Annotated in this window: 12 protein-coding genes and 1 tRNA gene; 1 reads left to right on the plus strand and 12 read right to left on the minus strand. The window is 37.4% G+C overall.

Features of this window, described 5'->3' with window-relative positions:
• The first annotated feature begins 132 nt into the window (after nucleotides 1-132).
• Nucleotides 133-1,719: a peptide chain release factor 3 gene (locus WBG21_RS08220; protein ID WP_340076730.1), complete on the plus strand. Its 1,587-nt coding sequence runs from the start codon at nucleotides 133-135 to the stop codon at nucleotides 1,717-1,719.
• Here the strand turns inward: WBG21_RS08220 and WBG21_RS08225 are convergent, their stop codons facing one another.
• The 12 genes from WBG21_RS08225 to tuf all read right to left on the minus strand — a co-directional run bounded on the left by WBG21_RS08225 (nucleotide 1,720) and on the right by tuf (nucleotide 15,065).
• The gene (locus WBG21_RS08225) at nucleotides 1,720-2,040 is read right to left on the minus strand and encodes an Mpo1-like protein (RefSeq protein ID WP_340076732.1); all 321 of its coding nucleotides are present in this window, start codon (nucleotides 2,038-2,040) and stop codon (nucleotides 1,720-1,722) included.
• Nucleotides 2,041-2,123: 83 nt separating this feature from the next.
• Complete coding sequence (locus tag WBG21_RS08230) at nucleotides 2,124-2,438, minus strand: DUF3467 domain-containing protein (protein ID WP_340076734.1); 315 nt, start codon at nucleotides 2,436-2,438, stop codon at nucleotides 2,124-2,126.
• 3 nt (nucleotides 2,439-2,441) lie between these two features.
• Complete coding sequence (rpoC, locus tag WBG21_RS08235) at nucleotides 2,442-6,740, minus strand: DNA-directed RNA polymerase subunit beta' (RefSeq protein WP_340076736.1); 4,299 nt, start codon at nucleotides 6,738-6,740, stop codon at nucleotides 2,442-2,444.
• A gap of 59 nt (nucleotides 6,741-6,799) precedes the next feature.
• Entirely contained in the window at nucleotides 6,800-10,609 is a 3,810-nt protein-coding gene (rpoB, locus tag WBG21_RS08240; protein ID WP_340076738.1) for a DNA-directed RNA polymerase subunit beta, read from the minus strand.
• A 125-nt stretch (nucleotides 10,610-10,734) separates the two neighbouring features.
• Nucleotides 10,735-11,115 carry a 50S ribosomal protein L7/L12 gene (rplL, locus tag WBG21_RS08245; protein ID WP_340076740.1) on the minus strand — a complete coding sequence of 127 codons (381 nt, stop codon included), beginning with the start codon at nucleotides 11,113-11,115 and terminating at the stop codon, nucleotides 10,735-10,737.
• Nucleotides 11,116-11,167: 52 nt separating this feature from the next.
• Nucleotides 11,168-11,683: a 50S ribosomal protein L10 gene (rplJ, locus tag WBG21_RS08250; protein ID WP_340076742.1), complete on the minus strand. Its 516-nt coding sequence runs from the start codon at nucleotides 11,681-11,683 to the stop codon at nucleotides 11,168-11,170.
• A gap of 23 nt (nucleotides 11,684-11,706) precedes the next feature.
• The gene (rplA, locus tag WBG21_RS08255) at nucleotides 11,707-12,396 is read right to left on the minus strand and encodes a 50S ribosomal protein L1 (RefSeq protein WP_340076745.1); all 690 of its coding nucleotides are present in this window, start codon (nucleotides 12,394-12,396) and stop codon (nucleotides 11,707-11,709) included.
• 20 nt (nucleotides 12,397-12,416) lie between these two features.
• The gene (gene rplK, locus WBG21_RS08260; RefSeq protein ID WP_340076747.1) at nucleotides 12,417-12,854 is read right to left on the minus strand and encodes a 50S ribosomal protein L11; all 438 of its coding nucleotides are present in this window, start codon (nucleotides 12,852-12,854) and stop codon (nucleotides 12,417-12,419) included.
• Nucleotides 12,855-12,924: 70 nt separating this feature from the next.
• Nucleotides 12,925-13,476: a transcription termination/antitermination protein NusG gene (gene nusG / locus WBG21_RS08265; RefSeq protein WP_340076749.1), complete on the minus strand. Its 552-nt coding sequence runs from the start codon at nucleotides 13,474-13,476 to the stop codon at nucleotides 12,925-12,927.
• A 9-nt stretch (nucleotides 13,477-13,485) separates the two neighbouring features.
• Nucleotides 13,486-13,677, minus strand: coding sequence for a preprotein translocase subunit SecE (gene secE, locus WBG21_RS08270; RefSeq protein WP_340076751.1), 192 nt, complete (start codon nucleotides 13,675-13,677; stop codon nucleotides 13,486-13,488).
• Between the two features lie 14 nt (nucleotides 13,678-13,691).
• A tRNA-Trp gene (locus tag WBG21_RS08275) sits at nucleotides 13,692-13,764 on the minus strand.
• Nucleotides 13,765-13,877: 113 nt separating this feature from the next.
• Complete coding sequence (gene tuf / locus WBG21_RS08280; RefSeq protein ID WP_340076753.1) at nucleotides 13,878-15,065, minus strand: elongation factor Tu; 1,188 nt, start codon at nucleotides 15,063-15,065, stop codon at nucleotides 13,878-13,880.
• Between the last annotated feature and the right edge of the window lie 11 nt (nucleotides 15,066-15,076).

Here is a 15,076-nt window from a genome sequence, read left to right on the forward strand (position 1 = left end):
TCTAGATGAGTTGCATTTTTTATCATATAAATGGAAATATTAATTATACAGTTCTATTTATTTATGATGTCTTAAACGCTTTCAGATAAAATCAAAACAGTATTTTTGCACCTTTCAACAGAGGCTTTAATTATGGATATGATTACGGAAATAGCGAAGCGAAGAACTTTTGGCATTATCTCTCACCCAGATGCCGGAAAAACAACCTTAACGGAAAAACTATTACTCTTTGGTGGGGCCATTCAGGAAGCCGGAGCAGTAAAAAGTAATAAAATAAAAAAAGGAGCTACAAGTGATTTCATGGAAATAGAGCGGCAAAGAGGGATTTCTGTAGCTACTTCTGTACTGGCATTTATCTATAAAGACAAAAAAATAAATATTCTGGATACCCCAGGGCATAAGGATTTTGCAGAGGATACATATCGGACGCTTACGGCTGTAGATAGTGTAATAGTTGTAATTGACGTTGCAAAAGGTGTTGAGGAACAGACTGAAAAACTAGTTGAAGTATGTCGAATGCGCAACATTCCTATCATTGTTTTTATTAATAAACTGGATCGGGAAGGAAAAGATGCCTTTGATTTATTAGATGAAGTAGAGCAAAAATTAGGCCTCACTGTAACACCGCTCAGTTTCCCAATTGGGATGGGATATGATTTTAAAGGCATATATAACATATGGGAAAAGAACATTAATCTATTTGAAGGAGATAGCAGGAAAAACATTGAGGAGACTATTGCTTTTGATGACCTCACAAATCCTGAATTGGAAAAAATAATTGGAGAAGATGCTGCGATAGCATTACGTGAAAACTTAGAGCTTGTCTATGAAGTCTACCCTAATTTTAACAGAGAAGCGTACTTAAAAGGTGAATTGCAGCCTGTTTTTTTTGGATCTGCCCTTAATAATTTTGGTGTACGAGAGTTATTAGATTGCTTCATTGAAGTTGCTCCTTCCCCACGCCCAAAACAATCAGAAGAGCGCCTTGTAAAACCGGATGAGCCTTCTTTTAGCGGATTTGTGTTTAAAATTCATGCAAACATGGACCCTAAGCACCGAGACCGGTTAGCATTTATAAAAATAGTGTCCGGTATCTTTGAACGAAATAAGCCTTACTTGCATGTACGTAATAATAAAAAATTGAAATTCTCTAGCCCTAATGCATTTTTTGCCGAAAAGAAGGCAATTATTGACACTTCTTATGCCGGTGATATTGTGGGACTCCATGATACCGGAAATTTTAAAATAGGAGATGCATTAACGGAAGGAGAACTATTAAATTTCAAAGGAATTCCTAGTTTTTCCCCTGAGCATTTCAGGTATATTAACAATGCTGATCCTATGAAAGCCAAACAATTGACTAAAGGTATTGATCAATTAATGGATGAAGGTGTTGCACAACTTTTTACTTTAGAAATGAATGGTAGAAAAGTGATCGGAACAGTAGGGGCTTTACAATACGAAGTCATTCAATACCGATTGGAGCATGAGTACGGAGCAAAATGTACCTATGAAAACTTTCCTGTACATAAAGCGTGCTGGGTTGTCCCTGAAGATCCTAAAAATGAAGAATTTGCTGAATTTAAGCGTGTGAAACAGAAATTTTTGGCGAAAGACAAACAGGGGCAATTGGTCTTCTTGGCCGATTCTTCTTTTTCCATTCAAATGACGCAGCAAAAGTACCCTTCCGTAAAATTACATTTCACTTCAGAGCTTTAATTAATCTTTTGAACTGTCAAATGATTTTCTGCCAAACAGTATTTCAAAAAAAAGTTTGAAATCAGAGATTAAACTCCACACCGGATATTTAAATGTTGCCGGTTTGTTTTTCTCAAAAAAGTAATGGCCTACCCATGCAAAACCATAACCAACAATAGGGACAAATATCCATTCCCAGCCGCCTCTATAATAGACAAAAAACCCTGTAAGGATGAAAACAAAAAGAGTACCTATAAAATGTAGCATTCTACTTGTTCTGTTTTGATGCTCAGTCAGATAAAATTTATAGAATTCCCGATAGGTTTTTATTCGTTTGCCCATACACTAATTATTCAGGTTTCTTATAAAAATACAAAAACCCGCCAAAATTGGCAGGTTTTTTACTTTATCATTCTAAAAGTTCACTATGCTTCGCCCGTTGGCCCAAAGTTAAGAGGGATAGGTGGTTGCTCATAATCTTTTATAGTACCATGTGCTTTTTCAAAACGAGTAACATTATCATTCAATGCCTTAAGAAACCTTTTAGCATGCTGAGGAGTCAATATTATCCTACTCTTCACCTTTGCTTTTGGTGATCCTGGCATCATACTGATAAAGTCAACAACAAATTCTGATACTGAATGATTGATAATTGCTAAATTGGAATATATCCCTTCTGCAGTTTTTTCGTCCAATTCAATATTTATCTGTCCTTGTTTTGACTTCTCTTGCTTACTCATTTTCTAAAAGTTCATTTCTTGTTTTCCTGCCATAATCTCATCGTATTCTTCTTTTGAGCCTACAATGATATCATCATATTCTCTCATGCCTGTTCCAGCAGGGATTTTATGTCCTACAATAACATTCTCTTTTAAGCCTTCCAAATGGTCAACCTTACCATTAACAGCTGCCTCATTCAATACTTTTGTGGTTTCTTGGAAAGATGCTGCCGAAATGAATGACTTAGTTTGTAAGGAGGCCCTTGTTATACCTTGAAGTATCGGCGTTGCTACTGCAGGAACTGCATCTCTAGCAACTACTAGTTGTTTGTCAGTACGTTTCAATAATGAATTTTCATCTCGTAATTGACGGGATGTTACAATTTGTCCGGGTTTTAAGTTTTCAGAATCTCCGGCATCTTCCACTACTTTTTTACCAAATATTTCGTCATTTTCATGTATAAAATCATCCTTATGAACCAATTGATTTTCTAAGAAAGTGGTATCACCGGAATCTTGTATCTGTACTTTTCGCATCATTTGCCGAACGACTACCTCAAAGTGTTTATCATTTATTTTAACTCCCTGAAGTCGGTATACCTCCTGAACTTCATTCACAAGATATTGTTGAACAGCTGATGGGCCTTTGATGTTCAAGATATCATTCGGTGTGATAGAACCATCAGATAGTGGCATTCCTGCTCTTACATAATCATTTTCCTGAACAAGTATCTGGTTTGATAGTTTTACCAGATATTTTTTCACCTCACCTAACTTAGATTCTACAATGATTTCACGGTTTCCCCGTTTAATTTTTCCAAAGGAAACAACACCATCTATTTCAGAAACTACCGAAGGGTTTGATGGATTTCTTGCTTCAAACAATTCAGTAACTCTTGGAAGCCCTCCCGTAATATCCCCTGCTTTAGCAGATTTTCTAGGGATTTTAACCAATATTTTACCTTCTTTTATTTTATCTCCATCATTTACCATAATATGAGCTCCTACAGGTAGATTATAAGATCGTATCGTTTCTCCTTTCTCGTCTTTAATTAAAAGCGTTGGAATGAGCTTCTTATTACGAGATTCTGAAATTACTTTTTCCTGGAACCCGGTTTGCTCGTCAATCTCTACTTGATAGGTAACTCCTTGTTCAATATTTTCATATGCAATTACCCCTGAGTATTCGGATATAATTACACCGTTATATGGGTCCCATTGGCATATAGCCTCTCCTTTTTTAACACTTTTTCCTGATTTTACAAAGATTTGTGATCCATAAGGAATGTTATTGGTTCCAAGTGTAATACCTGTCTTCTCGTCTATAAATTTTACTTCTGATGTACGGGATATCACAATATCTACTGCTTTTCCTTCTGCATTTTCTCCTTTTACAGTTCTAAGGTCTTCGATTTCTAATTTACTATCAAATTTTGCTTCTATTTTATTTTCTTCAGAAATGTTTCCTGCAATACCTCCAACGTGGAATGTTCGAAGTGTTAATTGCGTTCCGGGCTCCCCAATGGATTGTGCAGCTACAACACCTACTGCTTCTCCTTTTTGAACCATTTTTCCTGTCGAAAGGTTCCTGCCATAACATTTAGCACAAATTCCTTGTTTTGCTTCACAGGTTAATGCAGAGCGCACCTCTACTTTTTCTATCGGTGCTGCTTCTATTTTCTTGATAGCCTTTTCCCTAATTTCTTCGCCAGATTCTACAATCAACTCTTCTGTCAAGGGATTGTACACATCGTTCAATGATACACGTCCTAATATCCGTTCTCCTAAAGATTCTACAACTTCTTCATTTTTCTTCAAAGGTGCTACTTCAATACCTCTTAATGTACCACAATCTTCTATTTTGATAATAACATCTTGCGAAACATCTACCAATCGACGTGTCAAATAACCAGCATCTGCTGTTTTCAAAGCGGTATCTGCCAATCCTTTTCGGGCACCGTGCGTAGAAATAAAGTATTCAAGGATGGATAACCCTTCTTTAAAATTAGATAAAATCGGGTTCTCAATAATTTCACCTCCACCGGCTGTTGATTTCTTAGGTTTTGCCATCAATCCACGCATACCGGTCAACTGACGTATCTGCTCTTTAGATCCTCTTGCCCCCGAATCGAGCATCATATATACAGAGTTGAACCCTTGATTGTCTTCTCGGATCCTTTTCATTGCTAACTCTGTAAGACCTGCATTGGTTGATGTCCAGATATCAATTACTTGATTATAACGTTCATTATTTGTAATAAGTCCCATGTTATAGTTCATCATAATTCCATCTACCTGCTCATTGGCCCCATCAATCATTTGTTGTTTTTCTTTCGGAATGATGATATCTCCTAAACTGAATGAAAGTCCTCCTTGGAAGGCAAAACCATATCCCATATTTTTAATCTTATCAAGGAAATCAGCTGTAGTCGGAACACTTGTTGCTTTTAAGATATTACCAATAATATCTCGTAATGACTTTTTTGTCAATACTTCATTCACATAGCCTGCTTCATTTGGAACTACTTGGTTAAACAATACTCTTCCAACAGTTGTTTCAATGATTTGAGGGGTTAACTCTCCTTTTTCATTAAAATCAAGTGTCCTTACTTTAATAATCGCATGTAAATCAACTTGTTTTTCGTTGTATGCGATCACCACTTCCTCAGGAGAGTAAAATATCAATCCTTCACCTTTTACAGGATGCTCAGGAGTACTCCTTCTATCTTTGGTCATATAATATAGCCCGAGAACCATGTCTTGAGATGGTACCGTAATTGGTGATCCATTTGCAGGGTTCAAGATATTGTGCGAAGCTAGCATTAATAATTGTGCTTCTAATATTGCTTCAGGCCCTAATGGTAAATGCACTGCCATTTGGTCACCATCAAAGTCAGCATTAAATGCTGTACATACTAATGGATGTAATTGAATAGCCTTACCCTCTATAAGTTTTGGTTGGAATGCCTGAATCCCCAAACGGTGAAGTGTGGGGGCACGGTTAAGCAATACCGGATGTCCTTTTAATACATTTTCGAGAATGTCCCAAACTACGGGTTCTTTTCTATCTATAATTTTCTTAGCAGACTTTACTGTTTTAACAATGCCCCGTTCTATGAGCTTCCGGATAATAAACGGTTTGTACAGCTCTGCAGCCATATCTTTTGGAAGGCCACACTCGTATAGTCTAAGCTCAGGACCAACAACAATAACAGAACGTGCCGAATAATCAACCCGTTTTCCTAAAAGGTTTTGACGGAAGCGTCCTTGTTTTCCTTTTAAAGAATCTGAAAGGGATTTTAATGGTCTGTTTGATTCTGTTTTTACAGCTGATGCTTTTCGTGTATTGTCAAAAAGAGAATCTACTGACTCCTGAAGCATCCGTTTTTCGTTACGGAGGATAACTTCCGGGGCTTTAATTTCGATCAATCTTTTTAAACGGTTATTTCGTATAATAACTCTTCGATATAAGTCATTCAAATCAGATGTAGCAAACCGTCCTCCATCAAGTGGTACTAATGGACGTAGTTCCGGTGGAATTACCGGGATTACTTTCAAAATCATCCACTCCGGATTGTTCTCTCTATTTGATTGTGCTTCTCTTAATGACTCTACTACTTGAAGCCTTTTAAGTGCTTCTGCTTTTCGCTGCTTTGAGGTTTCATTGTTTGCCTTGTGACGAAGTTCATATGAAAGTTGGTCTAAATCAATTCTTGCTAATAAATCGAGCAAGCATTCTGCTCCCATCTTAGCTATAAATTTATTGGGATCCGAGTCTTCTAGATATTGGTTTTCTGCAGGAAGCGAATCTAAAATATTTAAGTACTCTTCTTCAGTCAGGAAATCCAATCTATTTAATTCTTCACCGTTAGCGTTCACCGCAATCCCTGGCTGAATAACCACATAACGCTCATAATAGATAATCATATCGAGCTTCTTTGATGGCAACCCTAAAAGATACCCTATTTTGTTGGGCAACGAACGGAAATACCATATATGTGCAACAGGAACTACCAAATTGATATGTCCAACTCTATCACGACGTACTTTCTTTTCAGTAACTTCCACTCCACATCTGTCACAAACAATCCCTTTGTAACGGATTCTTTTGTATTTCCCACAAGCACATTCATAATCTTTTATCGGTCCAAAAATGCGTTCACAAAACAATCCGTCGCGCTCTGGCTTATGGGTTCGATAATTGATGGTTTCTGGTTTTAATACTTCTCCTCTTGACTCTGCAAGCATTGACTCGGGAGAAGCTAAACCAATTGAAATTTTATTGAATTTCTGAACTGTATTTTTATCTTTTAATCTTGCCATAATATATGGTGGTGATGAATTAACTTATTTTAATTTATTTACAACAGTATTTACTGTTCTTATTCTTCTAATCTAATATCTAATCCAAGGCCTTTAAGCTCATGCATTAATACATTAAATGATTCCGGTAGTCCGGGTTCAGGCATGGTTTCTCCTTTAACGATTGCTTCATAGGTTTTTGCCCTACCGATCACATCATCCGATTTTACCGTAAGGATCTCACGCAATGCACTAGAGGCTCCATATGCTTCGAGTGCCCATACCTCCATTTCACCAAAACGTTGACCTCCAAACTGTGCCTTACCACCAAGAGGTTGTTGTGTAATAAGTGAGTATGGACCAATGGATCTTGAGTGCATCTTGTCATCAACCATGTGACCTAACTTAAGCATATAAATAACCCCAACAGTTGCAGGCTGATCAAAACGTTCTCCTGTACCCCCATCATACAAATAGGTATGTCCAAATCTTGGTATTCCAGCGCTATCTGTAAGTTCATTAATTTCATCTAATGAAGCTCCATCAAAGATAGGCGTAGCAAATTTTTTGTCAAGTTTTTGCCCTGCCCAACCTAATACAGTCTCATAAATCTGTCCAATATTCATACGGGATGGTACTCCAAGAGGATTTAAGACTATATCTACCGGAGTTCCATCTTCCAAGAAAGGCATATCTTCTTCTCGGACTATTCTGGCAACAATACCTTTGTTACCGTGACGTCCTGCCATCTTATCTCCTACTTTTAGCTTCCGTTTCTTAGCAATATATACTTTGGCAAGCTTCATAATTCCTGATGGAAGTTCATCTCCTACTGAGATCGTAAACTTATCTCTTCGAAGGGCTCCCTGAAGATCGTTCAATTTTATCTTGTAATTATGGAGTAAGTCTGCTACAAGCTTATTAGTATGCTTATCCGTTGTCCAACCTCCTGCTGTTAAATGTGCAAAATCATCCACAGCATTGAGCATTTTAAGTGTGAATTTTTTTCCTTTTGGAAGAACTTCTTCTCCTAAGTCATTTGATACCCCTTGAGATGTTTTTCCATTTACCAATGAAAATAGCTTCTCTACCAATACATCTTTTAAACCTTCAAACTTAGTTGCATACTCCATTTCCAGTTTTGCGATGTCTTCTTTGTCCTTTGCACGCCTTCTCTTGTCTTTTAGTGACCTTGAAAACAGTTTTTTATCGATAACAATACCACTAAGTGATGGTGATGCTTTTAATGAAGCATCTTTTACATCACCCGCTTTATCTCCAAAGATGGCACGAAGAAGTTTTTCTTCCGGTGTTGGGTCTGATTCCCCTTTAGGTGTAATTTTACCTATTAAAATATCACCGGGCTTTACCTCAGCTCCTATACGTATCATACCATTTTCATCTAAATCTTTGGTAGCCTCTTCAGATACGTTTGGTATATCATTTGTTAGCTCTTCTGCACCAAGCTTAGTGTCTCTTACCTCTAACAAGTACTCATCAATGTGAATGGATGTAAATATGTCTTCTCTTACTACTTTCTCAGATATTACAATTGCATCTTCAAAGTTGTACCCTTTCCATGGCATAAATGCTACTTTGAGGTTTCTTCCCAAGGCAAGCTCTCCTTGTTGGGTTGCATAGCCTTCACATAATACCTGTCCTTTAACAACCTTATCCCCTTTGCTAACAATAGGTTTTAGATTAATACACGTCCCTTGGTTGGTTTTTCTAAACTTAATCAGTTTATATGTCTTATGGTCATCTTCAAAACTTACCAGCTTTTCTTCATCTGTTCTATTGTACCTGATGACTATTTTGTTTGCATCAACATGTTCAACAACCCCATCATTTTCCGCATTAACCAATACTCTTGAGTCAGACGCCACACGACGTTCTAATCCTGTCCCTACTATGGGGGACTCTGGTCGTAATAATGGAACTGCCTGTCGCATCATATTTGATCCCATCAGTGCACGGTTTGCATCATCATGCTCTAAAAATGGGATAAGTGACGCTGAGATGGATGCAATTTGGTTAGGCGCTACATCTGTATAATGAACCGCTGAAGGTTCTACAACAGGAAAGTCGCCTTCTTCACGGGCAATCACCTTGTCTGTATCTACAGTTCCATCTTTTTTAAGTGGGATGTTAGCTTGAGCGATCTTTTTCTCTTCTTCCTCTTCCGCACTTAGGTATATAATATTTTTCAGATCAACCTTTCCATTTGCTACTTTTCTATATGGGGTTTCTATGAATCCCATGTTGTTTACTTTTGCAAATACACTCAATGAAGATATTAAACCAATATTTGGACCTTCGGGTGTTTCTATAGGACATAAGCGCCCATAATGTGTATAGTGAACATCACGAACCTCAAATCCGGCACGCTCTCTAGATAATCCACCAGGTCCTAATGCAGACATTCTTCTTTTGTGAGTTATCTCTGCTAACGGATTTGTTTGATCCATAAATTGAGATAATTGATTCGTTCCGAAGAAGGAATTTATCACAGAAGACAATGTTTTTGCATTGATAAGGTCAATAGGTGTAAATACTTCATTATCACGAACATTCATACGTTCACGGATGGTTCTAGCCATACGTGCCAACCCTACACCAAATTGTGCCGATAGCTGCTCACCAACTGTTCGTACACGTCTGTTGGAAAGGTGATCAATATCATCAATTTCTGCCTTTGAGTTAATCAACTCAATCAGATATTTGATAATGGTAATAATATCTTCTTTTGTTAAGACTTGTTTATCCATAGCAATGTCAAGTCCTAATTTCTTATTCATTCTGTAACGACCAACCTCTCCGAGGTTATATCGTTGGTCTGAGAAGAATAATTTATCAATAATGCCCCTAGCAGTTTCTTCATCTGGCGGCTCAGCATTACGCAATTGCCTGTAAACATGCTCTACTGCTTCTTTTTCAGAATTCGTAGGGTCTTTTTGTAATGTGTTATGAATAATCGCATAATCAGAAGATTCGATATCTTCTTTGTGCAACAGTATAGTTTTTGTGTCTGTTTCCAGTATCTGTTCCAGATGTTCTTTTTCTAAAATGGTGTCCCTATCCAGAACAATTTCGTTTCGTTCAATTGAGACTACTTCTCCTGTATCTTCATCTACAAAATCTTCATGCCATGTTTTCAATACACGTGCTGCTAGCTTTCGTCCCAATACTCTCTTAAGTCCTGTTTTTGTTACTTTTACTTCTTCAGCAAGGTCAAATATTTCTAAGATATCCTTATCCCTTTCATACCCTATAGACCTTAAAAGGGTAGTTACCGGTAATTTTTTCTTTCTATCAATATAAGCGTACATAACACTATTGATATCGGTAGCAAATTCTATCCAGGAACCCTTAAACGGGATTACTCTGGCAGAGTATAGTTTTGTTCCGTTCGCATGAAATGACTGGCCAAAAAAGACTCCCGGAGACCGGTGTAATTGAGAAACTACAACACGTTCCGCTCCATTTATAACGAAAGTTCCACTTGGGGTCATGTAAGGTATCACACCTAAATATACATCCTGTACAATAGTTTCGAAATCTTCGTGCTCCGGATCGGTGCAATAGAGTTTTAATCTTGCTTTTAAAGGAACGCTATATGTTAACCCTCTTTCGATACACTCTTGAATAGTATATCTCGGCGGATCTACAAAATAATCGATAAACTCTAATACGAATTGATTTCGTGAATCTGTAATTGGAAAGTTCTCCATGAAGGTATTATACAATCCCTCATCTCCTCTTTCTTCTGATTTGGTTTCCAGTTGGAAAAAATCTTGGAATGATTTTATTTGAATATCTAAGAAATCCGGATAATCGGGTGTGTTCTTAGCGGAAGCAAAATTTAACCTTTCAGTCTGACTTGTGAACATCAATGAACAAAATTTTGATTAAAATAAAATAGTTATATCGTATATACTTTTAATATACGCAAAAGGGTTTAGGTCTTATTCCGCTTAACGGAAAGACCTAAACCAAGATTGTTGGCTTGGCGAACTTATTTAAGCTCAACCTCTGCTCCAGCCTCTTCTAAAGATTTCTTAATGCCTTCGGCTTCTTCTTTAGAAACAGCTTCTTTTACTGCTTTAGGAGCGCTATCAACTATGTCTTTAGCTTCTTTTAGCCCTAAACCGGTAAGTTCTTTTACCAACTTAACTACTGCTAGTTTAGAACCTCCAGCTGCTTTAAGGATTACATCAAATTCTGATTTTTCCTCAGCAGCTTCCCCATCTCCTGCAGCAGCTCCGCCTCCTGCTACAGCTACAGCAGCAGCGGCAGGCTCAATGCCATATTCTTCTTTTAATATATCAGCTAACTCATTAACTTCTTTTACGCTTAAGTTAACTAATTGTTCTGCGAATTCTTTTAAATCTGCCATTTTCTATCGTTTTTAAATTTTAAAAAATATAATTTATTTAAGTGCGTACTCGTTATTTTTCAGATAATGTTTTTAGGATGCCTGCAAGTTTTCCTCCTCCTGATTTAAGAGCAGAAACAACATTTTTAGCAGGTGATTGTAACAATCCAATGATGTCACCAATTACTTCTTCTTTAGATTTTATATTAACTAATGCATCTAACTGACCATCCCCAATATATATTGCCTCTTCAATAAAGGCTCCTTTAAGGAGTGGTTTGTCTGATTTCTTTCGGAAGTTTTTAATCACCTTTGCCGGTGCATTTCCAGTTTCTGAAATCATCAAAGAGGTGTTCCCTTTTAATATGGATGGTAATTCTCCAAAATCTTTATCTGATGCTTCCATTGCTTTTGCAAGCAATGTGTTTTTAACTACTGCGAGTTTTACATTTGCTTTGAAACAAGCTCTTCTTAAATTAGAAGTTGTATCTGCGTCTAACCCTGATATATCTGCCAGATATATATTTGTATTATCAGCTAACTGCGCAGTTAAATCTTTTATTACCGTTGATTTTTCTTCTCTAGTCATGATTTAAAGTTCTTAACTACCAATTATACTGCTTTTGGGTCAACCTGAACACTTGGGCTCATGGTACTGGACATATAGATACTTTTGATATATATCCCTTTCGATGCAGTTGGTTTTAATTTTATTAATGTTTGAATTAATTCATTTGCATTTTCTGCAATTTTCTCAGGACTGAATGATGATTTTCCGATAGCAGCATGGACGATTCCGGTTTTGTCAACCTTGAAATCTATTTTACCTGCTTTTACATCGGAAACTGCTTTTGCAACATCCATTGTAACGGTTCCTGTTTTAGGGTTTGGCATTAATCCCCTAGGTCCAAGAACTCTACCTAATGGCCCTAATTTACCCATAACACTTGGCATGGTAATGATTACATCAACATCTGTCCAGCCATCTTTAATTTTTTGCAAATACTCATCTAATCCTACATAGTCTGCTCCGGCTTCTTTAGCTTCTGCTTCTTTATCTGGAGTTACCAGTGCTAAAACTTTCACATCCTTTCCAGTTCCATGTGGTAATGTTACCACTCCTCTAACCATTTGATTAGCCTTACGTGGATCTACTCCCAAACGTACTGCTAAGTCTATGGATGCATCAAATTTTACGTTCGTTATTTCTTTCACTAAGTTCGACGCTTCTTGAACTGAATAATGTTTATTATTGTCAATCTTAGCTAAAGCCTCTTTTCTTTTTTTTGTGATTCTTGCCATTTCTTAGATTCTTTTAAAATTTAAAAAGGCTTTGGGCCTGTAACCGTTAATCCCATGGATCTTGCAGTACCTGCAACCATACTCATAGCAGATTCTATGGTAAATGCATTAAGGTCCTGCATTTTGTCTTCTGCAATAGTCCTTACTTGGTCCCAAGTGACTTTTGCTACTTTCTTTCGGTTAGGCTCTCCAGAACCACTTTTTACCTTAGCCGCTTCCAATAACTGAACTGCCGCTGGCGGTGTCTTGACTACAAATTCAAATGATTTGTCTTTGTAAACGGTGATAACAACAGGTAATACTTTGCCAGGTTTATCCTGCGTACGTGCATTAAATTGCTTGCAGAATTCCATAATGTTAACACCTGCGGCACCTAAAGCGGGTCCAACCGGTGGCGACGGGTTCGCAGCACCTCCCCTAACTTGTAGTTTAACTACTTTATCTACTTCTTTTGCCATTGTTTTTAATTTAAATTGAAAGTACCTTAAAATTGGAAGCTAGGCACTTTTATATAATTGTGTAACAATTTTATACTTTCTCTACTTGCATGTAGCTTAATTCTAAAGGTGTTTTTCTTCCGAAAATTTTCACCATCACCTCAAGTTTACGCTTTTCCTCATTTATTTTTTCTACGGTGCCATTAAAGCCGTTAAATGGCCCGTCTATGACTTTTACGGTTTCTCCAATTACAAAAGGAATAGCAATATTATCTGTTTTAATAGCAAGCTCATCTACTTTTCCGAGCATTCTATTAACTTCTGATTTTCTAAGCGGTATAGGGTCTCCACCTTTTACTTCTCCCAGAAAACCTATAACGCCCGTAATGGACTTTATAACATGTGCTATTTCCCCTGCCAAGTTAGCTTTTACCATTACATAACCTGGAAAATATACCCGTTCTTTATTTACCTTTTTACCATTCCGGATTTGAACAACTTTCTCAGTCGGTACTAGTACTTCATCAACATATTCTGAATAACCTAACCTAGTTACTTCATTCTCAATATACGATTTCACTTTGTTCTCTTGGCCGCTTACTGCTCTTACTACATACCAATTTTTCACTAATCCTTCTGCCATTATTTTATCCTAGTTAATTAAATTAAAGTATAGGGCAATAAGTTTTTGAAAGCCTGTGTCTACCCCCCATATTGCTAACGAGAAAATAATAGAAAATACAGCTACTACCATCATAAGCTTTTGTCCTTCTGCCCATGAAGGCCAACTAACATCGTTAGTTAATTCTTCATATGACTCTTTAATATATTTAATAACTCCCATATTATTGTTCTTTGCACGGGAGGAGAGACTCGAACTCCCGACACCTGGTTTTGGAGACCAGTGCTCTACCAACTGAGCTACACCCGTTTATTTATGTTTTTCTTCTCAAAAAAATATCGAGATAAATTGTATTGTTATTTAATCGTAAAGGTATCCCGAAAAAATCCGGGACACCTTCTATCGATTTATATCAATAAATCTTAGTCTAAAATTTCTGTAACCTGACCTGCTCCAACTGTTCTACCTCCTTCACGGATAGCAAAACGCAAACCTACATTAAGGGCAATTGGCTGAAGAAGCTCCACAGTAATGGTAAGGTTATCACCTGGCATTACCATTTCTACTCCATCAGGCAAATTGATAGTTCCCGTTACATCAGTTGTACGTACGTAGAACTGAGGACGGTAGTTATTATGGAACGGTGTATGACGTCCACCTTCTTCTTTTTTAAGGATATAAACCTCTGCTTTAAATTTAGCATGAGGAGTAACAGATCCTGGCTTACAGATAACCATACCTCTTTTAATATCTGTCTTTTCAATACCTCTTAAAAGAATACCTACATTATCTCCTGCCTCTCCTCTATCAAGAATTTTACGGAACATTTCAACACCTGTAATAGTTGATGTCAATTTCTCGGCACCCATACCAATGATATCTACAGGATCTCCTGTGTGTGCAACACCGGTTTCAATACGTCCTGTAGCAACAGTACCACGACCTGTGATAGTAAACACATCTTCAATAGGCATTAAAAAGTCTTTGTCAACATCCCTCTTAGGTAACTCTATCCAGCTATCAACTGCAGCCATTAATTCCATAACAGAATCAACCCATTTTCCTTCTCCGTTAAGCGCTCCAAGCGCAGAACCTTGAATGACAGGGGTATTATCTCCATCATACTCGTAGAAACTTAGAAGTTCTCTCACTTCCATTTCTACTAATTCTAACAATTCTTCGTCATCAACCATATCAACTTTATTCAAGAATACAACAATTCTTGGCACACCAACCTGACGACCTAAAAGGATATGCTCACGTGTTTGTGGCATAGGGCCATCTGTTGCAGCAACAACAAGGATAGCACCATCCATCTGAGCAGCACCTGTTACCATGTTTTTCACATAGTCGGCGTGACCAGGACAGTCAACGTGTGCATAGTGACGGTTTTCTGTTTGGTATTCAACATGTGATGTGTTAATTGTAATACCTCTTTCTTTTTCTTCCGGAGCGTTGTCAATAGACGCAAAATCTCTTACTGCTGAAAGGCCTTTATCTGCCAATACTTTAGTAATTGCAGCAGTTAAGGTAGTTTTACCGTGATCTACGTGTCCAATAGTACCAATATTTAAGTGGGGTTTGGAACGATCAAAAGTTTCCTTTGCCATGATTTAATAAT

Source organism: Leptobacterium meishanense, assembly GCF_037645805.1.
Classification (GTDB): Bacteria; Bacteroidota; Bacteroidia; order Flavobacteriales; family Flavobacteriaceae; genus Leptobacterium_A; species Leptobacterium_A meishanense.